General features: G+C 41.7%; 14 protein-coding genes, 1 tRNA gene and 1 pseudogene. 8 read left to right on the top strand and 8 right to left on the bottom strand.

Features of this window, described 5'->3' with window-relative positions; all coding sequences use genetic code 11:
* The first annotated feature begins 137 nt into the window (after positions 1-137).
* The 3 genes from ubiD (at position 138) to G3R48_RS06385 (ending at position 3,835) form a co-directional block, all read left to right on the top strand.
* Complete coding sequence (ubiD, locus tag G3R48_RS06395) at positions 138-1,607, top strand: 4-hydroxy-3-polyprenylbenzoate decarboxylase (RefSeq protein ID WP_153661795.1); 1,470 nt, start codon at positions 138-140, stop codon at positions 1,605-1,607.
* Between the two features lie 91 nt (positions 1,608-1,698).
* Positions 1,699-2,397 (top strand): NAD(P)H-flavin reductase, encoded by a 699-nt coding sequence (gene fre / locus G3R48_RS06390; RefSeq protein WP_153661797.1) that lies wholly within the window; start codon positions 1,699-1,701, stop codon positions 2,395-2,397.
* Positions 2,398-2,872: 475 nt separating this feature from the next.
* On the top strand, positions 2,873-3,835 hold the full coding sequence (locus tag G3R48_RS06385; protein WP_153661799.1) for an alpha/beta fold hydrolase: 963 nt from the start codon (positions 2,873-2,875) through the stop codon (positions 3,833-3,835).
* 491 nt (positions 3,836-4,326) lie between these two features.
* Here the strand turns inward: G3R48_RS06385 and G3R48_RS06380 are convergent.
* Positions 4,327-4,411 (bottom strand) — tRNA-Leu (locus G3R48_RS06380).
* A 339-nt stretch (positions 4,412-4,750) separates the two neighbouring features.
* Between G3R48_RS06380 and G3R48_RS06375 the strand changes: the two genes are divergently transcribed.
* Positions 4,751-4,882 (top strand): DUF3149 domain-containing protein, encoded by a 132-nt coding sequence (locus G3R48_RS06375; protein ID WP_153661801.1) that lies wholly within the window; start codon positions 4,751-4,753, stop codon positions 4,880-4,882.
* Between the two features lie 111 nt (positions 4,883-4,993).
* Here the strand turns inward: G3R48_RS06375 and G3R48_RS06370 are convergent, their stop codons facing one another.
* Positions 4,994-5,605: a superinfection exclusion B family protein gene (locus tag G3R48_RS06370; RefSeq protein WP_153661803.1), complete on the bottom strand. Its 612-nt coding sequence runs from the start codon at positions 5,603-5,605 to the stop codon at positions 4,994-4,996.
* 186 nt (positions 5,606-5,791) lie between these two features.
* Between G3R48_RS06370 and G3R48_RS06365 the strand changes: the two genes are divergently transcribed.
* On the top strand, positions 5,792-6,001 hold the full coding sequence (locus tag G3R48_RS06365) for a hypothetical protein (protein WP_212593252.1): 210 nt from the start codon (positions 5,792-5,794) through the stop codon (positions 5,999-6,001).
* A 13-nt stretch (positions 6,002-6,014) separates the two neighbouring features.
* On the opposite strand, the gene tcdA is transcribed toward G3R48_RS06365, so the two are convergent.
* The gene (gene tcdA, locus G3R48_RS06360; RefSeq protein ID WP_153661807.1) at positions 6,015-6,827 is read right to left on the bottom strand and encodes a tRNA cyclic N6-threonylcarbamoyladenosine(37) synthase TcdA; all 813 of its coding nucleotides are present in this window, start codon (positions 6,825-6,827) and stop codon (positions 6,015-6,017) included.
* Between the two features lie 686 nt (positions 6,828-7,513).
* Between tcdA and G3R48_RS06355 the strand changes: the two genes are divergently transcribed.
* Complete coding sequence (locus G3R48_RS06355; protein ID WP_153661809.1) at positions 7,514-8,560, top strand: porin; 1,047 nt, start codon at positions 7,514-7,516, stop codon at positions 8,558-8,560.
* A 308-nt stretch (positions 8,561-8,868) separates the two neighbouring features.
* On the opposite strand, the gene G3R48_RS06350 is transcribed toward G3R48_RS06355, so the two are convergent.
* Both G3R48_RS06350 and G3R48_RS06345 read right to left on the bottom strand, forming a co-directional pair.
* Positions 8,869-9,525: a thiopurine S-methyltransferase gene (locus G3R48_RS06350; protein WP_153661811.1), complete on the bottom strand. Its 657-nt coding sequence runs from the start codon at positions 9,523-9,525 to the stop codon at positions 8,869-8,871.
* Positions 9,526-9,612: 87 nt separating this feature from the next.
* Positions 9,613-9,954, bottom strand: a complete 342-nt coding sequence (locus tag G3R48_RS06345; protein WP_153661813.1) for a hypothetical protein — start codon at positions 9,952-9,954, stop codon at positions 9,613-9,615.
* A gap of 182 nt (positions 9,955-10,136) precedes the next feature.
* Here G3R48_RS06345 and G3R48_RS06340 point away from each other — a divergent pair, with 182 nt between their 5' ends.
* Positions 10,137-11,939, top strand: coding sequence for a protein kinase domain-containing protein (locus G3R48_RS06340; protein WP_212593245.1), 1,803 nt, complete (start codon positions 10,137-10,139; stop codon positions 11,937-11,939).
* Between the two features lie 58 nt (positions 11,940-11,997).
* Here the strand turns inward: G3R48_RS06340 and G3R48_RS06335 are convergent, their stop codons facing one another.
* From G3R48_RS06335 to G3R48_RS06325, 3 genes and pseudogenes are all read right to left on the bottom strand, one after another.
* Positions 11,998-14,391, bottom strand: a complete 2,394-nt coding sequence (locus G3R48_RS06335) for a zinc-dependent metalloprotease (RefSeq protein ID WP_153661815.1) — start codon at positions 14,389-14,391, stop codon at positions 11,998-12,000.
* Positions 14,392-15,046: 655 nt separating this feature from the next.
* Positions 15,047-18,751 (bottom strand): response regulator, encoded by a 3,705-nt coding sequence (locus tag G3R48_RS06330; protein WP_212593244.1) that lies wholly within the window; start codon positions 18,749-18,751, stop codon positions 15,047-15,049.
* 475 nt (positions 18,752-19,226) lie between these two features.
* Positions 19,227-19,505: pseudogene (locus tag G3R48_RS06325) on the bottom strand (PIN domain-containing protein); the annotation flags it as partial.
* Between the two features lie 293 nt (positions 19,506-19,798).
* Between G3R48_RS06325 and rapA the strand changes: the two are divergent.
* Entirely contained in the window at positions 19,799-22,702 is a 2,904-nt protein-coding gene (rapA, locus tag G3R48_RS06320; RefSeq protein WP_153661819.1) for an RNA polymerase-associated protein RapA, read from the top strand.
* The last annotated feature ends 39 nt before the right edge of the window (positions 22,703-22,741 follow it).

Raw genomic sequence — 22,741 nt, 5'->3', positions numbered from 1 at the left:
TAATACTACTCCTATAACGGTATATGTCTAATCGTCAATTGACACCGATAAAACCACACATGACGCAAATTCCTTAACCCACTTTTATAAAAATGCTATAGTGCCGCCATCGGGGACAATTATTAGGAAATTGAATAATGAGCTTTAAAGATTTACGCAGCTTTATCAAACACCTAGAGGACAACGGTGAGTTAAAGCGCATAAGTCACCCTGTTGATCCTAATTTAGAAATGACCGAAATATGCGATCGCGTATTGCGTGCTGGCGGCCCAGCCATTTTATTTGAAAATCCGACCAATAACGACACGCCTGTTTTAGCCAATTTATTTGGCACCCCTAAGCGTGTTGCAATGGCATTAGGTAAAGAAGACCCTCTAGCATTGCGAGATGTTGGTGAATTGTTAGCTTTTTTGAAAGAACCAGAGCCGCCAAGAGGCTTTAAAGACGCCATTGCCAAGATTCCAATGTTTAAACAAGCTTTAAACATGCCCCCTAAAACGGTAAAAAAACCGCCTTGCCAACAAGTCATTATCACAGGCGATAAAGTTGATTTAACCCAACTGCCAATTCAGCACTGCTGGCCTGGTGATGCCGCGCCATTAGTTACTTGGGGATTAACCATCACCAAAGGCCCAAGACAAAGCCGTCAAAACTTAGGCATATATCGCCAACAATTATTGGGTAAAAACAAACTCATTATGCGCTGGCTTGATCACCGTGGCGGCGCACTGGATTTTAAAGATTTTAAAGAGAAACACCCCGGCGAACGCTACCCTGTCGTTGTCGCTCTAGGCAGTGATCCGGTCACTATTTTAGGCGCGGTCACCCCCGTGCCGGACTCAATGAGTGAATACGCGTTTGCAGGCTTATTGCGCGGCGAAAGAACCGAAGTCTGCAAAGCCATTAGCTGCGATTTAGAAGTGCCTGCCACCAGTGAAATTATTTTAGAAGGTTATATTGAACCTGATGAAATGGCTGAAGAAGGCCCATATGGAGATCATACCGGTTATTATAATGAAACCGACTCGTTCCCTGTATTTACTGTTACCCACATAACTAAACGTGAAAATGCGATTTACCACAGCACCTATACCGGCAGACCACCTGATGAACCGGCCATGCTAGGTGTGGCATTAAATGAAGTATTCGTACCGATTTTACGTAAGCAATATCCTGAAATAATTGATTTTTATCTTCCGCCAGAAGGTTGCTCTTACCGCATGGCTGTTATTTCAATCCGTAAACAATACCCAGGTCACGCCAAGCGCGTCATGATGGGGGCTTGGTCATTCTTACGCCAATTTATGTACACCAAATTTATTGTTGTGGTCGACGAAGATGTGAATTGCCGCGACTGGAATGATGTCATTTGGGCGATCACCACTCGTATGGATCCAACACGAGACACGGTGATGGTTGATAACACACCTATTGATTACCTAGATTTTGCCTCCCCGGTGGCAGGTTTAGGCTCAAAAATGGGCTTAGATGCAACCAACAAATGGCCGGGAGAAACCGACAGAGAGTGGGGAACGCCAATTGAAATGGCACCCGAAGTAAAACAAAAAGTGGACGCCATTTGGGCAGACTTAGGCATAGATGATTAATTAACGCCTAACCACCAAATTAGTGCGTACGTTACTCAAAAAAATGAGCTCAATCGATAAACCTTCAAAGAAAGGGTCTAAAGGATATTAGATGAAAAACATTCGTTGTAAAATTAACCAGGTGACGCCATTTAATGAAGCCGTCTACCAAGTCAGCCTCACGCCAGATGAGTCCATTGACTTCAAAGCAGGTCAATACTTATCTGTGGTCATGAGCGATGAAGACAAGCGCCCTTTCTCAATAGCATCGGCCCCTAACAGTCAAACCATTGAATTACACATCGGTGCTGCGGTTTCAGAAAGCTATCCAATGCAAGTGGTTGAGCGTTTAAAAACTGCCGAACACATTGATATTATCGCCCCTGCCGGTGAAGCCTTTTTACGGCCTCAACATAACCGTCCACGCCTATTAATTGCTGGCGGTACTGGGTTTTCGTATATAAAAAGTATCATTGAAGACCAAATTCAACGTGGCCAAGATATCCCCACGACTTTTTACTGGGGTTGCCGCACTGAACAAGCCATGTACTATCAACAAATAGCACGCCAATGGCAGCAACGGCATTCATGGTTAACATTTGTGCCTGTTATTGAGTTTGCAGATGAAAACTGGAACGGCAAAACAGCCAATTTACTGGAACAAATCCAAACCGATTACCAGGACTTAAGCGACTATGATATCTATATTGCCGGTCGCTTTGATATGGTTGGCGCAGCGCGAGAAGTGTTTAGAGAAATGGCCGTGAACGAAGACCACCTTTTTGGTGACGCTTTTGCCTATATAAAATAACCTGCGCGCCCCCAATCATCAATCGGCCAATAACAGGCCTGCCTAACTTGTAAGTGCTTACTCACCAATTCAGGAGAATAAGCACCTGCTTAGCAAGCAAGTTTGAGATTAAAATAGCGAACACGTACAAAAGCCACGAAGTCAGTCACAGCAAACATGCGACAATCAATAGGTAATACCTTCAACGTATAACTACACCTAGAAACCTCAAAAATACACGTCAAGCATCCCTAAAAATACTGTCATTAATGGCGAGTCCGTTTTAATAACAAGTCAATTTTAGTCAATATGATCAACATCATAAATCCAACAATTACCCTACCGAAAGGCAACATCTTGTGGTTATAAAATCAATATTACCGTAACCTACAACGGAGAGGATCACAAACTATCAGCCATTAATGATTCGGTTAAATAAGCAATATGAGTCATTGCCATATTTTCCGCATATATGATTGATTATAAGAGGTTTTAAATGAACATAAAGCGCACTTTACTTATGGTTATCGCCACCATCGTATTACTGCCAATTCTATACCTTATCTACTTTTTTGTTATATTAGCACCCATGTCAGATGCTAAGTTTAAACAGCAATTACCCGCTATTGTTCAACAACTTGAAAGTAAGATAGAAGGTAATGGTGATGAAACAATCGTTATGATCCACGGGTATCCTGACACATTAGCTATGTGGGATGCCCAAGCCGATTACTTAAAACAGCACTACACCGTTGCTCGCTTTACCTTGCCCGGCTATGGACAAAATGATAATGGCAAACGGCCTCACTATAATATCAAGCAAATTAGAATGATCACCGACGCGTTCATTAAAAGTTTACATAAAGATAAAGTAACCGTATTTGCACACGACTGGGGGGCAATTTATGCGTTCCATTACCTAGAAAAAAACAGCTTAGTCGACAAACTAGTACTGTTTGATGTAGGTAGCTTTGGTGATGAACCACGACCAAAAGTGAATATGCAATACACTTTAGCCTTAGCCATTGCTTGGACACTACCTGAATTTTTGGGTGAAAAGTTAACACTATATACCGCTGAGAACATCTTAAACTTAGCTGATGTCGATGCCAGCAAAACCATTAATGACTTACGTTCAGAGCCACGCCTAACCTACCCTTACTACCACCTCTGGCACAGTGTATTGACTAAGAATTTAAACCCCTCATTAAGTATTGACGACTATCAAACCCCATTTTTATTTATGTATGGCAACGACAAGAAAGTGTGGTTTCATGCTGACAGTTGGAAAAACCAAATTATTGAGAAAAATAAAGCCGAAGTGATTGCAATAAAAGGCGGCCATTGGTTTATGCAATCCTCTGCAGATGATGTGAACCAACAATTAAGTCAGTGGTTAAATAAAGAAAAGCATGCCTCTGAGCAGCCAATGACAGCGTCTCAAGCATTACTTAACTGATCACCGTTATTTGCCAAAGCCGTTGTTAATTATCAAACAATTTGCAACGGCTGCATAAATAAGCTCAGCAGCATTAGCGTTAATCACGTTGCTTACATGTGCCGTTAATTAAGCAACTCGTTCTCATCACAATGGCACTGGCATTTTAACTGACGACGATTCAATAAACATATTAGGTCAGCGGCGTGATACAAAACGGATAGAAAACAAAGGAAAACAAAGGACGAGCACTCGCTTTGCTTAATTTACGAGAAATTCTACTTTTAGCAGCGATTATTTTTCGCGGGGATTACCACCCCATTAAAATGTTCAATATAGAAAAATGTTTAAGGATGTCTTAGGTAATTGATGCTGGGCGGTATAATTAGGAAAGGAAACCTAAAATAGGTTCATGCAAAGAATGTGGAAAAAGTAGCCTGATGATGTGGCTATTAGATTATTTACTATATGATAGATACAAAAAAACCTTGTAAAAACAAGGTTTAAAAGTATGGTACCTGAGGACGGACTTGAACCGTCACTTCCGAAGAAATCGGATTTTGAATCCGACGTGTCTACCAATTCCACCACTCAGGCAAATAGCGAAGCAAATTTTTAGTATGCAAAGCATTAAATTCTGTAATACATCATTTAAAACCTAATGCTTTAAATACAGTGCTTAACTAAGCTAAGCTTAATTAAGTGGCGAGAATTATACCGTGACCAACTTGAATGGCAAGTGCTTTAACTGCTCTTTTTTTTAAAACCCCTACGAACGCTCAATTCTCACACAAACAGACGAAAATCTAATCAAGGATACTCTGCTTCTAATCAACCTCAACATCATCACTATTACAAACAAAGCTTGATTAAGATCATGACCGCAATTAATTAACAGCATTAAAATAACTATTCATTTACATCAAGGAGGATCTCATGGCATTTTGGTTAGATTTAATGTTTGGCAACCCTGTTGGGTTACTTTCAATGATTGTCATATTCAGCACCTTTGGCATTATGACTTATCTAATGTGGATGTTTATTGTCAAATCAGCGCCCAAAGAATAACCCTAGACACACGGTGATATAAGCACTTATAGCTTGGCGTCGTATATTTGACATGCCGCCTCATGGCGCATAAAAAAACCGCCAATCAGGCGGTTTTTTATTATCTATCATTTATACCGGTTGTTTACGCGTCTGCACTATACCATTGACAAAGGTTGGTCTGGCTTTCATTAAATGATTAAGTTCATCTTCACTTGGTGTGCCCGATGGTAAACGCAATACCTCACGATTTAAAAACACCCGCGCTTGCATAGAAATTTTATAATCAGCAGTAGGCCCTTGAATAGCGTAATGACGGTCATTTCCTAATTTTTCGATAATATTGGTTTCAACTAAGGTTTTTACCGCTAATTCATTTTGTGGCAACGTAAGAATGGTTGAGCTTTGTAAGAAAAACTCTCTTAACAGCGCGCGTTCAGAGGGATCTAGCAGCTTAACTTTCGACTCAATCACTTCTTTCATTTTTTTTGCTTTTAAATACTGAATAGATTCATCAGCAAAAAATGAAAACAACTGACTTAAAAAGAAAGCCACGCCAATTAATAATCCTAAACCAATAAAGTGTGAATGCTGCGCCACAAATTGATCAATGGCTAAGTTCGCCAGCACATGCGTTGGGACAAATAGCATACTTGCACACGCTATCACCCACCACAGCATGGCACTTGCAAAAAAACGCTTTCCTGTTGAAACGGAGATGTTAGATAAATCGACTTTTTTCATGCTGTGCTCACTGTGTCAGAAAATTGTTCCTACACACGAAAAAGCAATAATAGTGCCAATAACAATATATTTAACTAAATAAAAAAACAGCTAATAAACCACACTCTAAAAAGCCTTATTTATATCATTACACATGAAAAACTTGCGTGTATAAAAAGCCGCTAAAGTGCGTAAAAAAAGCTACATATTTCAATAAAAGATGACAGTGCACAGCGATGGCAATCAGAACAAATTAAACATCAAGACATGATGGAGAAGCACTTTCCACTTATATATAACAATAATGGTGCAACCCAAGTGGGCAGTTTGTTAGCCCAAGTAGATTTAAACAATATTTATCTGCGTTTATATGACAAAGCTGTGGTCATTTTATTAGCAAATGCGGTTAACAACTGATGACTAAACTCTATTACGTTGTTTTATTGGCTTTTGCAGTTAGCTTGTCTAATACACGGCTTACAGCAACAAAGCCAAATGTCCCCGTTACCATAGTGACAGAGCCAAAACCAGATGCACAATCCATTCGTGCACTGCCATTCATATCCGCTTTGCTGGCACAGACGCTACCGTCTGTCTGTGGGTAGACTAAATGTTGTGTTGAATAAACAGCATCAATAGCAAAGCGGCGCTGCAAGTTCTTACTAAAGTTATATTCTTTACGTAATATCTGCCTTACTTTTGCCAGCAGCGGATCTTGAATGGTTTTTGATAAGTCCGTTAATTGAATGCGAGTCGGGTCGGTTTTCCCACCAGCGCCACCAATCGTGACTATGTTTACCTTATTGCGTTTACACCAAGCAATCAGCGCGGCTTTTTGCTTTACCGCATCAATACAGTCAATAACGTAATCAATACTGCCGCCATTGGCTTTAGCGGGGAATAATGTCTCGATATTATCCAGGGTGACAAAATCTTCAATTTGATTCACTTGGCATTGTGGGTTGATATCATTAATACGCTTGGCCATCACCTCAACTTTAGACTGGCCTATGGTCAATGCCGTTGCATGAGATTGGCGATTAGTATTGGTCACACAAATATCATCTAAATCGATTAAGGTAATTTGACCAATACCACTTCGGGCTAAAGATTCCGCAACCCAAGTACCCACACCACCAATGCCCACAACACACACATGTGAGTCATGAAATTGCTGCAGTGCCGCTTGCCCATATAAACGCGCAATGCCGCCAAATCGATTTAAATAAGCTGCTGAAAGCATGGTGTCACCTAACCTAAAAAATGAACGGCGGATTTTATATCAATTACGCCTAAAAGCGAAAATTATTCTACAGCATTACCCCATACGCCATTTGTTTTTCACGGTGTACGCTGGATGCTTTTTTTCATCCTGTAAAACATCACTCAGTCTCGCTAAGTTTATTTGCTGGCCACGTATATGATTGAGTTAATGGCCTAAATACGCTGCGATCACAAACAAATCCGATCTAGATCACACTAGGATACACTCTGTAACGTTTTCAGCTCTCATTTTTATGGGTTTTAGCGAATTACATTTTCATAAAAACGTAAATCCAATCAGTAATTAGTTATAAATTACGCCATTAATTGTTTGAAACATGTTAACAATCATAATCTACCCCTTTTGTGATACAATTAACGTGATGATTTAAAAGAATTTTAAATTTAAAAAAGCATAAGCTAATATAACTTACGTCCCAATTTATCATCTGTTACCTATTCGACTTAGCAAAACATCGAACAGTTCACACTTTGCGGTATCTATCGCGAACTTAGCCTGTGAAACATGATCTAGCCCACACTATCACTAACTTAAACCTGTGAGAATCATCGCCAGATTGTTGCAGACCATTTTGCAGCAGCATTTCATTAAAAATCCGCATCTATAGTGGAATTTCGAACATGACGTTCATGGGAGCAAAAAAGATGAAAAAATCGTTAATTTCAGCATCAGTAGCATCAGTCTTAACACTCGTTTCTTTCGGTGCTTTAGCTGATAGCCCAAGTTTTTACGGCCGTTTAGATCTTTCTGTAACTAACTCAGATACTGGCGCAACGACACAAGAAAAAAAATCTGGTACCGTTCTTGAAAATAACTTTTCAAACATCGGCCTTAAAGGTAGCGAAACACTTGCTGATGGTTTTGACGTTGTTTACCAAATGGAATTCCAAGTTGAAAGCACCTCTTCTGAAGGCAACGTTTTCAAAGCACGTAACACATTCTTAGGTTTGAAAACGCAAGCAGGTACTGTCCTTGTTGGCCGTAACGACCCTGTATTCAAACAAGCTGAAGGCGCAGTTGACGCATTCGGTAACACCAATGCTGATATCGACCGTTTACTTACCGGTCAAGGACGTGTAGCTGACGGTGTTTGGTACTACTCACCAAAAATCGCTGACTTAGTCACGTTAAACGCAAATTACCTAATGACGGATAACAATCAAGAAGGTGTTGACGATGCAGACGCTCAGTATGCATTGAGTGCCACGGTTGGTGACAAAAAACTAAAGGCGCAAAACTTTTATGCCGCAGCAGCATACAACAAAGGTATTGCTAACGTTGATGCATATCGCGCAGTTGCACAAGCTAAATTTGGCGATTTCAAAGTCGGTGGTTTATTCCAAAACACTGAAAGCACAGTTAATGACGAATTTGAAGGTAACACTTACTTCGTCAACGTTATTTACAACCTAAATGGCGTTAACTTAAAAGCACAATTTGGTAAAGACGAAGCTGGCCTTGGCAAATATTTCGCTAACGTTTCTGGTGATGTTAAACCAACAAGTGCAACTCAAGGCTTAAGCGATGTAAATGTAACTGACTTCACTGTTGGTGCTGATTACCGCATTGCGAAATCAACACTCGTATATGGCCACTACGCTATGTACCAAGGTGACTACACTATAGCTAATACTAAAGTTGATCTTAAAGACGACAACATATTCACTGTTGGTGTACGTTACGACTTCTAATTCACGGTTTCTATGTTGAAATGTGAATAAAAAAAAGCGGCCTTTACGGTCGCTTTTTAATGTCCGAAACCCAATGTAATCAGGCTTAAGTCGCTTCAATTTTCAATCTTCAAAATCCCATCAGCAACAAGCACAGCTAATCTCAACAAAATCACCGCTAATGCCTCATTGAACAAGCCTTACTTACATCAATAATATATATTTCAATAACTTGATATAAGTGCCCTATTACCGCATTAACGAGCAACTATTGGCCACCGCAAACAATATGATTGATGTCATCGCCACCAAGGTGTAAACAAGCACGACTATTTACGGGTTAATTTATACGTTGCTTCATTCAACCACGGTACATTTTTATTTAGAAATCTTGGATTATCAGCTAAAACGTCATCACATTTAAGCAGTTCTATTTCAAATAATGGCGCTAAATAGCTCGTCATCCACTGCGTACTCACAGCAAAAGGTGGGCCTTGAAGCGCGCCTTGGGGATAATCTAATGCCACTAATAAACCGCTAATGCCAGCTGGAATTAACTGAGCTAATTTCTCAGCATATTGTGCACGCATTGATTCAGGCCAAGCAATCAACGCTGCGCGGTCATAAAAGGCCCCGATATCTGCAGTTAATGAAGCATCAAGGGTAAAAATATCGCCTTGAATTAATTGTACCTGTTCACTTTGATAAGCGTGATGTTCACCCATGCTTTGTTTGGTAACCGTTAATTGATTATCACTAAAAAACTGCTCAACGGCAGCCGCGCTTAGTTCACAACCCAGCACCTGGTGGCCCTGCTCAGCAAGAAAACACATGTCTAATGTTTTGCCACACAATGGCACAAAGACTGTTGAGGAAGAGGGAATATTGAGCTGAGGCCAATATTCTATTAAATAAGGATTAACTTGAGGTTGGTGGAATCCTATTTGTTGTTGATCCCACTTATTATGCCAAAAACTCGGTTCCATGTTGCCGTCCATCATCTTGCTGTTGATGGGCTACTTTAATCGCTCTGATCACGCGATGCAACAATGCCGTTCGGCATGTTTGTTGGGTTATTCTTTTAACATAGCTTGTACTTTTTTTAGCCAAGAACAGTTATCACATTCACATTGGCGACGTGATAAATGATGCGGGCTTAAGTTTGAATCTACAAAGTCGACGGCAATTAATAATTGCTGCTTAAGTTCTTCAATCGACTTTTTCTCTAGCGCCACCATTTCATCATTTTGGTTAATCCAAATACACTCTTCGCCTTGATGACAACAAATGCATTCTTCGTCAGCAGCATTAAAAAAAACAGCATGGGGACAATGCGTCACTTCCATAGATTGTAAGATACGTTTTCTAGGAAAATCAAACAATTGAATGAGTTCAGATTTATCGACACTTATCATGGTTGCATTCCTTGTAACGAGTTGTTTACTTTAGGCCATATTACTGACTCCCTCAGTAAAAATACTTGATTTAGGTCAAGGTTTACCTATCAGTTTTTTCAATATTTTTCCTTGCGAGTCAGTGCCAAACAAGGTTTTAATGAGTAAAGCGTCACTCGCCCTTGTAAGGAAAAAATACACCCGTGCAAACACCTGAACTGAAACACTTTTATATTAATGAAGAACAGTCAATTTACTTGCTGCGAGCCAATGATGCTCGCAAACACAAAGCATGGATTCGTTTGTGTAAACAGCAATTAAATAAATTGGGCTATCAACATATTGAGTACATTGGTAAAGGAGCTTATGGGTTTGTGTTTGCCGGCATCAATAATATTGGCCAATCACACGTATTTAAATTTTCCAGAGTCAACCTGCCACAACATATTCAAGACCGCCTAGAAGAAGAAGCTTACATGCTAAGTTTGCTCGATAATCCCTATGTGCCAGCGGCCATTAAATTTGACCGGGTTGGCAAACAAGGGATTATGGTGATGGAACGAGCAAAAGGGGAAGACCTAGAAAAATTGGCCTTACGCTTAGGAAGGTTACCCGTGGCCATGATAATGAGCATTGCGCGCCAGTTAGCAAATATTTTATTTTATCTGCGTACAGGTAAACCGTTGGTCCATGGCGATATTAAACCGTCAAACCTTGTTTATGACATTGCCACAGACCAATTATCACTGATTGATTGGGGCACAGCTGTATTTGCCCAGCGCGACGAACATGGCCGCGCAGTAGAAGATGACGTAATGGCGTTGATGTCACATGACCAACACCAAACGAATGCGCGAATGGGCGATGTGTACTTTATTGGCCAAGAGCAGCTTAACGGCGCACTTTCTAGCCCAAGGTTTGACGAACAAGGCGTAGCGGCAACCTTATATGCACTCGCGTCAGGACAAATTAGCCGCTTTGGTAGTAAGGTGATCCCTCCCACCAGCATAGGCTTACCTGTTGAGTTAGCCAAAACGCTCACCGCCATGTTATCGGATGACCAAGCCATACGTAATAAAGCAGGCGATTACTTCTTAAAAAGTTTGCGCCGTAATCATCAAATACACTTGCCTGAGCTACCGAAATTAGAACCGACAGTTGATATTCCTGTCTGGGAGCAGCCGCGCACTCGCTTAATTGAAACCGTCACTTATAGTTCCCGCAAAGCATTTTTAAAAGAACACAATGACGATGAGCCTGTGTTTAAAATGGATGATATTCAGTTCGATAAATATTATCGCAACTTTATGGTGGGAATGGGCGACACAGAAAAAGGCTTTATTGCTGCCGTAAGTCGCCTCGCCCACTTTCCACTTGTCGGTGGGTTAGTGATTAACTGGCAACACAACGGGGTGTTTATTGACTCCAACCTAACCATTTACGATCCACAAATACGTCTGGCATTAGTCATTGCCGTCAACAACATGGTGACACTAGCAAGGGGGATTAAACGCATTGGGGTATTTAAAGCCTGCTTTTTTAACGCCAAAGACACTCTGCATTTAGAGCGGGAACACCCCAATCAGCCTTATCAAATTATGGGCGAGACACAGCTACCTTTTGAAGTCGGTGACGCACCTATTTTAGAGTATAAGTCTCGCTTACATTCTTACTTTGAAGATGGAAAAGACCCTGAAGAAAACCTTGAATTACCAGCAGAAATTATTGCAGAGCTAAAACGGATTAACCATATACACCACACCGGCTGCATTATTTTTGAAGCATTAGAAAACCATTTAAAAATCCACAGTTACTTGCGCTTACTTGACCCACGAAAACAAGCCGCTTTTAGAGCCAGCCTAGACAGAATTATTGTCCATTCGAGCAAAATACAAGGTCATGGTATTTCCGGTTTTATGAAACTGCCTTATAAAAACACTCGAAAATTTGCCCCTCTCGAACGCAAAGCGGATCACTTTTATCCCCGTAATCCTAAGGCCATTTAGGTAAAATAGACCCCAAGCGAAGCTAGGGGTCTATTCATCCGACAGCGCATAATGCAGGTTAAATTGGCGAACCTGGCGGGATGGTTAACGGCTGCATAATTAACGTAAACTCGGGGTTTTTAAGGCCTTGTAATACACCTTGATGTAACCAATCATAATGCGCTGACTGATAATCACTTGAGCGTTTAGAACGGCGCTCTAACTGCTTGGTTAACTGCTTTAGTTTTGCTAATAATTGCGCCTTAACTGCCGGCACAGTTTGCGGCTGATGATACGCGGTTAATAGCTCATCAATCACCACGGTATTCACACGCATTTTAATCGCTAATGACGCACCGCGAGTCAGCTCAGAGTACACGGACACGGCAAGTAAGCGATCGATCAGTTTTGGGAGCGACAATTGTTCTTTGTCAGCTAAATAGGCTTGGTTAACTCGATTTAAACGCATAGGGTTTAATACCTGTTGCACGGTATGGCGACTTAACACTTCAGCCATGCCAATGGGGTCGGCCACCACTCCTAGGTTAGAAGCGAAACTTTCGCGGCTACGGCGGTAATTACCCGCTTTAGGCACTAATGCATCTAATACTTTTGGCGGGACATTTAAGCTCTGCCATGACAAGCCTTCCAGTAATACTTTCAACGCCTGTTGTTGTAATTTTGGCTCAATGTAGCTCCAATGCAGCCCTGAACCTAATTGTTGATAACTATACTCTGTGCCGCCAATCAGCTTGGCTGCTGCTGTAATTTGATAGCGGGTTAACAGGTATATTGGCACAAAGGTATCGGTCAGCTCACCATGAGGCTGCCCAGCTAATAATGCGTCCGCATTAAACTGCTCTATGGCTTTGCGCCTCACACTTTCAAGGCGTGTAAGCTCTGCAACAGGATCGTTGCCGTTATCCCATAAACTTGCATAAGCATGGCTAGCACTTTTACTTCGAGAATCGGCTTCACCAATATAGCGATACCCTTGTGTTAATGCCTGTTTTACTAATTGCTTTTGCTCAGACTCATCGCCATAACCATAAGCAATGGTGTATTTATCCCACTCGCCAATGCCTTCTGAATAAGGGCTTGAGATATCAATTTTATCGTCAATGATACTGACATAAGGATGCGGATAATCCATCACGGAAGCGTTATCATTTGCTGATGCGGCAAAGTTATGGTCAAGCCCTAATGTATGGCCAATTTCATGGGCAGATAACTGCCTAATACGTGCTAAAGATAATTCCATCGCCGCTTCTTTTGCTGCGCTGCGATCTGCCCAACCAGCAGTTAAGCCTCTAGCAATAAGATGGTCTTGTCTAACGCGTAGACTGCCAAGAGTAACATGGCCTTTAATGATTTCACCTGTGCGTGGGTCGGTGATAGATGCGCCATATGACCAACCTCGTGTCGCACGATGCACCCATTGGATCATGTTGTAGCGTATATCTTGTGGGTCTGCATCTTCTGGCAGCATTTTCACTTGAAAACCATCAATAAAACCCGCGGCAGTAAACGCATCTTGCCACCAGCGAGCCCCCTCTAATAACGCGCCTCTAATGGGTTCTGGTACACCCGCATCAAGATAATATACAATGGGTTTTACCACTGGACTTGGCGCAATGCCTGGGGTCACTTTTTCTAAACGGTGGCGATAAATAAAGCGTTGGGTAATGTCGCTATCAACAGGCGTTGAATAATCAAGGTAGGCATTTGACAGATAGCCGCTCATGGGATGATAACCCCGCACTTGATAACCCGCTTCTGGTAATGCCACAAACGAATAGCGCATAGTTAATGACACAAATTTAGCATCAGGGGTCACGCTAGAAATCTGCTTAGCGGGATTATTGCCAGCAAAAGTGACATTCACGTCCACATCAGCATTATTCTCAAATGACTTTACGCTGTCAGGCATAATCACTGAGCGCTTAGCATCAAGTCGATAACTGCCCTGCTTACGTGCTTCAAGACGCTCAGTTACGCCATGCAAGTCGTTAATCACAAGGTCATTCACGGCCACTAACGGCTGCTTACCTTCAACAACTTCTCCGCGCCATAAAATAGACTCAGCAAAAGCTTGTTTAACCGCTTGTTGTTCTGCCACATTATCTGAAGATGCGCGGTAGCGAGTGTTTAATTGCTTGAGCACCACGTAAGGCCCTTGACGCTCAAATTGCACCATGCGCGTTCGACCTAATTGGCCGCGATCTAAGCCAATATCGTTAGAGCCAACACCATGTGGCAAACTGGTCACTAATAAAAAAGGTTGGTTTAATCGATTAGCTTCTAGATACAAAGTACCAGAGGGATGATAATAAAAGTTAATAAAGCCTGTTGCTCGCTCACTTTTTTTGATGATTTTTTGGCTTTCAGTAGCAGCAAAAGTGGTTGAGCTCGATAATGACAGTAATGGAATAGTGGCAATGGCCAACGCAAGAGTCCAACTGCGACGCTTCATGATTTTCTCCTAAAACTTACCGCTATTAATAATCCCTATCGCCAGCCATAAGTCACAATCTGTTGAGTAATTGTCTTGTTTGTTTTTGTTATTGGGTCAAACTACCGTTAAGGTAACAAACCCATCAGTTAATACAATAGCCAACTCACGTTAACAAACACAAGACATTTACAAACAAACCGATTACTTGCTTTATTGGCATTGATATTGTCAATATGTATAAAATCACTGCAATCAATATCCCACGACTCTGTTGCTGAAAGCCACCGTGATAAATACATTTTTATGCTGACAAGGCTCGCGTTAAGATTGGCTAACTTGCAAGTGTAAATAGCTTGAATCTCAACGTTACACGGTTGATATTGGTATTAAGTTTTCGAGTTTAGCGAGCAGAAATTTGCAGCAACTTAGCTTTTTATCGATACAAGTCAGTTAAGCAGTTAAGCAGTTAAGCAGTTAAGCAGTTAAGCAGTTAAGCAGTTAAGCAGTTAAGCAGTTAAGCAGTTAAGCAGTTAAGCAGTTAAGCAGTTAAGCAAGAAGATATTCACTGTTGTAAACGAATCTTTTGACTACCAAGTATAAAAAAGAGGACGATTGTCCTCTTTTTTTATCAAAACGCGTAGTCTGGTTTAATGATAACTAATCACCAAAGCCGTTATTCATCATTATTTTTATACTCAATCCAATAAGTTAAGGTTTCAAATAACTCTGTTAACACAATGGGTTTAGTAATATGGGCATTCATTCCCGCAGCAAGGCTTTTCTCTCTATCGCCTGACATCGCATGCGCCGTCATGGCAATAATCGGTAACTGCTTGGTTGTATAGCGATTACGTAACTGTGTGGCTGCAGTTAGTCCGTCCATTACCGGCATTTGAATGTCCATCAATACCGCATCAAATTCACGACTATCAATGATATCTAATGCCTTTTGGCCGTTGTCAGCCAACACCACTTCATAACCTGCACTTTTTAATAGCTCTGATGCCACCTGTTGGTTAATGAAGTTATCTTCAACTAACAACACTAAGCCAGACGCTTTTTCTTCAACATCCTCTTCAATCACAGGTATCACGTTCAGTTTTGGTTCTTTGGCAAACGCACCAATAATTTCATCAAATAACGCTGACGCTTTAAATGGCTTTTGAAGCACGGCATATACACTGTCTTTATACTGCTTTTCATCGAGCGGTTCAGAGCTATAAGCGGTCATTAATATGATCACTGGGCGAGTGGCAATTCGTCCGTCTGCCACCATCTCGTCAATCGCGTCAATCACCTCACTGCCTGACATTTCAGGCATCATTAAGTCAAGCAATAATAAATCGATGTGTTGACGTTGCAGCACTTCTAACGCTTGCTGACCACCACTGACACTTTCAACATCAAAGCTGAAATCTTTCATTAACGAAGAATAGATGTGCAGCGCACTTGGGTTATCGTCCACAACTAACGTGGTTAAGTTATTTAATTGTTCAGGGACAATTAAAGGCGGAATAGTGTGTTCTTCGGCTATTTCAAAGCTAATAGAGAAACTAAAGGTACTGCCCACATTAAGGTCAGACTCCACTTGCATCGTCCCCCCCATCAACGCCACTAAGTGGCGACTGATAGATAAGCCTAAGCCAGTGCCACCATATTTACGTGTTGTTGAACCATCAGCTTGTGAGAAAGCATCAAATAACTTCGATTGCTGCGCTTTACTGATACCAATACCTGTATCACGGATCCAGAATTTCATCGTGATGCGATCATCTCGCTCACCGACATCTTCACAGCCTAATTCCACTTCACCATCTTGCGTAAATTTAACCGCGTTAGATAACAAGTTAATTAACACTTGCCCTAAACGCAGTGGGTCACCATGAAGAATTAGTCCTGCAGTGACAGGGGCATAAAGTAATAATTCAACGCCTTTTTCTTGTGCTCTAATGGCATTCATATCAAGCACATGATCCAGCACTTTATCGAGCGGGAATGACACGCGTTCTAACTCTAACTTACCCGCTTCAATTTTAGAGAAATCCAAAATATCATTGATAATGCGCAATAATGATTGTGCTGAGAACCCAGCTTTTTCAAGGTAATCTTGCTGTTGCGCAGTGAGCGGCGTGCGCTGTGCCAATTGCAACATACCAATAATGGCGTTCATTGGCGTGCGAATTTCATGACTCATATTAGCCAAGAATTCGCTTTTGTACATATTGGCCGACTCAGCATCTTGCTTAGCTTCAAGCAGCGCGACTTCGTTACTCTTTTGGCGGGTAATATCTTTATGTGTTCCCACCATCCGTTTAACTGCGCCGGTATCATAAAACTCAACCGCACGACCACGAGACAGCAACCACAAGTAACGGCCGTCTTTAGCACGCATTCTAAATTCAATTTCATAGGTGCCTGCGGGATCATTTAGATACCTGCCACGATGTTGTTGTACACGGTCTAAATCGTCTGGCGATATTAATGCATCAATGGAGCTCATTAGTGCAGGAAACTCATTTGGCTTGTAGCCCAACATGGAGTAATAAGCTGGGTTACAAATAATTTGCTCTGAATCTAAGTACCAATCCCACAAGCCATCTTCTACCGCATCCATGGCTAAATGATAACGTTCTTCTGATAAACGCAATTGCTCTGCTGATTCATACTCATGGGTAATGTCACGCCATACTGAAATCAACCCAAGCAATTCACCTCGACGATTGTAAAATGGCAGTTTTAAGGTGTCGAATAAAATAGGTTTACCGGAGATATCAATTTTTTCTTGATAACGAAATGGTGTTTTATCTTTTAATACCCGTTTGTCTTCATTTAAGCCGCGCAGACCTTGCTCAGGGCTATCAAGCTCAAGTGAAGTTAAACCGATAATTTCTGACTCGCTGTATCCCAGCATACGTTCGGCAGACTTGTTACAACCTAAGTATTTACCTTCTTTATCTTTAAAGATGATGGCCTCAGGAATAGAGTCAATTAATGAACGTAACAAGGCAAAATCACGCTCACGTCGCTCGGTTGACTCACGTAAACGCTCAGTTCGCCGCGCTACTAGGTTATCCAAGCGTTTATTTTGCTCAGCAAGGTTAGCGGTGTAAAGTTGGTTTTCATCAAAAATACGGCTGACTAAAGAAAACCATGGTTCCCAACCTGGTGTAATATTTTGTGGCGGTTTAATTGGCGAATTTGAACACGCATCTAAATGAGACAATAGCTTTGATGCAGGGCTTACGAACGCGCGCCGAGTTTGCCAATGCACAATAGTCACCAGCATCGACAACGCCAAGACAACCATTAAGAAGGTCATCTTCAGTTTTTCCCACGAATCCTTGAATAATTCATCTTCTTTTTGCAGATACAATAAGCGCCACGGCGCGTTATGCAAAGCAATAGAGTGAATATAATAACCGTTGCGAATAATACCTTCATTGGCTTCAAATAATTCAGATTCTGACAGTGAATGTAACTCTGAAGGAATACGCTGACTAATGTGATACACGCGGTTCATTTCACTAGAATCAAAGTCACTGTGCGACACAATATTATTGCGCTGGTCAAGTAAAATAACGGTACCAGGCATTCTAAAGTAAGTGCGAATTTGTTTGGCAAGTGATGACAGCTTCATGTCTAAATTAATCGAACCAATAAATTGGTCATCTAAATACACGGGTAAGCCCAATGTAGTTAACAGCCCTTGGTCAGCTTCGTTCACATACGCGCCACTCCACGCCACCGTCCGCTGCGGGTTGACCTCAGGCGTAGTTAATTTAAATTGTTGTTTATTTAGTAATTCTTCTCTAAAACGCTGTTCCTCAGTTGCCCAAGGATATAACGACATCATTTTGCGGTTAGAAATATAGTAAATCGATGAGGCTTTAGGTGCGGCTTCTTTTGCCACGGGGAAAGAAAGTGATAGCTCAAATAACATTTCAAGTTCTTGATAGAACTCTTCACTGCGACCATCAAGCGAACCCATACCGGTAATACGCCCCATATTGGTAAAGGGCTTACCCGATTTTGCGTAACTGGGTTCTAGTGTAAAAAATTGGCCATCTTCATTAAATTTTTCATATTGCGGTAAACGCTCTTTACGCACCAATTCACCTAAACGTAAATGGTCTACCGCCACATTACGTAAACTTTTTAACGCCCGAATACTGGATTCAAGTAACAAGTCAATTTGCAAAACATGACGTGCGATTTGATCTTCACGCAATTCAATTTGTTGGGTCTTTTGGCGTTCAAAAAATACGACGGCAGTTAACAGCGCCAGTACAATCACCCCTAAATACGTATAAAAAACGGCACGGTTGTAGTTTTTTTGAATTGGTGATTTTAACTGTAAATCAGACTCGTTAGAATTCATTTAGTTACCTTGAATTGCGCCTAAAGCAGTGAAAAGTAAAAATTGCGCAAAAAAAACATCAACAGAATCATATCAGGATAACCCGAATAAACGCACCCTATTGATAGGGAAATTATCCAATCAACTCAATGAAGTGTGATAATGAATGGGATAATAAGTCCGATAAGAACAGCGACAATGCAACTTATCACGTTAAATCAATTTTTGGCTACATATCAGACTAAGCAATGAAAAAGTTTCATAACAAGCAGGCATAAATGGCATATTCATGCCTGCTTAATTTACAAAAGCCATTTTATTACCCGTCATATTTACAACTGCGCAGCCATATTATAGATGCTGCTCAGCAAACTCTGCCAACCGAGAACGTACAACACCATTTAAACAAATATTAGCGCTGCCTCCAAAGTCTTTAAAGCGTTCAACAATATAGGTTAAGCCTGAAGTCACAGGGGGTAGATAAGTGGAGTCAAAATGTGCCACTAACCTGTTGATGTTCTGCGTGGGTTGGTAAAGGTATGCCGCTAATAATTTGTTCCGGGGTAGTTGGCCCTGCGAGAATATCTTCTAACGCCCGAATGGCAACACGAGCATCACGGCTAACATCGCGCTTTCTGTCCTTAATATTATCAAGCTCTTCTAATACCGTCATTGGAACAACCACGCCATGTTCCTTAAACGAATAAATAGCTAACGGTTCATGCAGTAACACATTGGTATCCAGTACAAACAACTTTTTGTCGATTTTCGTCATTGTGCCTCCACAGTGTCTAACTAAATGCTAAATAAATGCGCTTAGTTGACTTTTTGAAGTAGAGGCAACGCTATTGGTCACTCTTTAATTTAACCTCACACGTCGCCATATTGCGATGTTGTCATTACCATATTTTAATCATTTCACGCTAGCGCTTATCTGTGACAGAAATGTGTCGAGCTGCTTAAAAAAAAAGCAAACACAATTATTATCAGTGCTAGAATTTCAATCTACACGGCTTTGGTTTAACATACGCCCCCGTTTTGATTTGCCTGTTATATGAGAGTAAAAAGATGCCGTTTGCCTTAGGTCAACGTTGGATAAGTGACACCGAGTCTGAACTTGGTTTAGGAACAGTTGTTCAAACAGAAGGTCGTATGGTGACCTTAATGTTCCCAGCTACCGGTGAAAACCGTATGTTTTCACGTGAAGAAGCCCCACTAACTCGCGTTATTTTCAATCCAGGTGACGCCATTGAAAGTGGTGAAGGTTGGAGCTTAACCGTCAGTGAAGTGGAAGAGAAAAACAAGCTCGTCACTTACCATGGTGTCCATAACGAAACCCAAGAACCAGTGAGTTTACGGGAAACCTTACTCAACCATAATATTCGTTTTAATAAGCCCCAAGATCGCTTATTTGCCGGACAAATTGACCGCTTAGAGCGCTTTGGCATCCGTTATCAATGCCAGCAATTACGTCATCAATTAGCCACCTCTGACTTACTGGGTCAGCAAGGTCCACGCGTGGGGCTGATCCCTCACCAACAATGGATTGCTAATGAAGTCGGTCGCCGTTTTGCGCCAAGAGTATTATTAGCCGATGAAGTTGGCTTAGGTAAAACCATTGAAGCAGGCTTAATTATCCACCAGCAACTGCTAACGGGTCGCGCTGAACGTATTTTGGTCATTGTGCCAGATACCTTGCGCCACCAATGGTTAGTTGAAATGCTGCGCCGTTTTAACTTACGTTTTTCAGTATTTGATGAAGACCGCTGTGTTGAAGCTTATGCTGATAACGATAATCCATTTTACACTGAACAATTAGTTATTTGTTCGCTTGAGCTACTGCGTAAAAAGCGCCGTTTAGAACAAGCTATTGATGCCGATTGGGACTTAATGGTGGTAGATGAAGCCCATCATCTTGAGTGGGCACAAGACAAGCCTAGCCGGGCTTATCAAATTGTTGAAAGTCTTAGTCAAGCGGTACCGGGCGTGTTATTACTGACCGCAACACCAGACCAACTTGGTCGTCAAAGCCACTTTGCCCGTCTGCGCTTATTAGACCCAGACCGTTTTTATGACTATCAAGCTTTCTTGAATGAAGAAGAAAGCTATAAAGACGTCGCCGATGCAGCAGAAGCACTAACGGGTCGCGATAAATTGCCTGACAGCGTCATTAACAGCTTAACCGAGTTATTATCAGAAAAAGACATTCAACCAAGCATTAAGATGATCCAGGCCGCAGACGTTGATGAAGAACAACAACACACTGCGCGTAATGAATTACTGCAAGAATTATTAGACCGTCACGGTACTGGCCGCGTGCTTTATCGTAACAGCCGAGCATCCGTTAAAGGTTTCCCTAAACGTAGCTTTAGTGCCCACCCTCAAGCAATACCAGAACAATACCTCACAGCTGCGCGAGTTAGCGCCATGATGAGTGGCAATCAAACCGAGCAACAAAAAGCCCAACAAGCACTCAGCCCAGAAAAAATGTTCCAAGCATTCGATGCCAGCACACAATGGTGGAAATTCGATCCACGGGTAGATTGGTTAATCGATTTCTTAAAAGAACATAAAAGCAAGAAAGTACTCATTATTGCCAGCCAAGCTGAAACGGCGTTAAGTCTTGAAGAAGCACTGCGTACCCGCGAAGGGATTTTAGCCACCGTGTTCCATGAAGGCATGTCGATTATCGAACGCGATAAAGCAGGAGCCTTCTTTGCACAAGAAGAAGGCGGCGCGCAAGCGCTTATCTGTTCAGAAATTGGTTCTGAAGGGCGCAACTTCCAGTTTGCTAGCCATTTAGTCTTGTTTGATTTACCGCTAAACCCTGACTTGCTTGAGCAGCGTATTGGGCGTCTTGATCGTATCGGCCAGAAAAATGATATTGAAATTCATCTGCCATACCTTAAAGACAGTGCGCAAGAGCGCCTTATGCGTTGGTATCATGAAGGGTTAAACTCATTTGAACTAACATGTCCTAGTGGTCATGTATTATTCCAAGAGTTTGCCCCAGCACTTATCGAAGTGCTGCACAGTGATGACGAGCAAGCCATGACTGTGCTGCTTAATCAGACGCAAACCAAGTACAAAGAATTAAAGCAAGCCATGGAACAAGGCCGCGATAAACTATTAGAGATAAACTCTCATGGTGGCGAACGCGCTAACGCATTAATTTACCGCTTAGTAGAGCAGGATAACGACACTAACCTAATTGGCTCGGTTATTCGTTTATGGGACATTTTAGGTGTCGACCAAGAAGATCGCGGTGAGAACTCAATCATCTTGCGCCCAACTGAGCACATGATGTTCCCGACATATCCTGGGTTGCCAGAAGATGGCGTCACCGTCACTTTTGATAGAGAAACCGCTCTGTCGCGTGATGACATGGCGTTTATTTCGCAAGAGCATCCATTGGTGCAAACCGGTCTTGATTTAATTACCGGCTCAGAAACAGGCACCACTAGTGTTGCCATTTTGAAAAACAAAGCGCTACCTGCAGGGACAATTTTCCTTGAACTGATTTACATGGCAGATGCTTCAGCACCTAAGTCAAGCCAGTTATACCGCTACTTACCACCAACACCAATACGGGTATTGCTGGATAAAAACGGCGGCAACATGGCTGACAAAGTAGATTACAGCAGCTTTGATAAGCAATTAAGCGCAGTTAACCGCCATATTGGCAGTAAACTAGTAAATGCTTCTCAACCATTACTGCACCCATTATTTGCTAAAGGTGAAGCACACGCGCAAGAAGCATTAGACAAGCTAGTCACTCAGTCGCGTCAAGCGATGACACAACAGCTCACCTCTGAACTTGAACGCCTTGAAGCGCTTAAGGCAGTTAATCCAAACATTCGTGAAGAAGAATTAGATTATGTTCGCAACCAAATGCAAGAATTAAGCGGTTATATGGACGAAAGCTTATTGCAACTCGATGCCATTAGAATGGTGCTTGTCAGCCACGCCTAAGTTTATTTAACTGTTGGTGTTAATGCGTAAATTTAATGC

Origin of the sequence: Shewanella intestini (assembly GCF_018221465.1) — a bacterium.
In the GTDB taxonomy this organism is placed as follows: Bacteria; Pseudomonadota; Gammaproteobacteria; order Enterobacterales; family Shewanellaceae; genus Shewanella; species Shewanella intestini.
The sequence above is the reverse complement of the archived record's forward strand: the minus strand, read 5'-3'. Positions and strand labels throughout refer to the sequence as shown.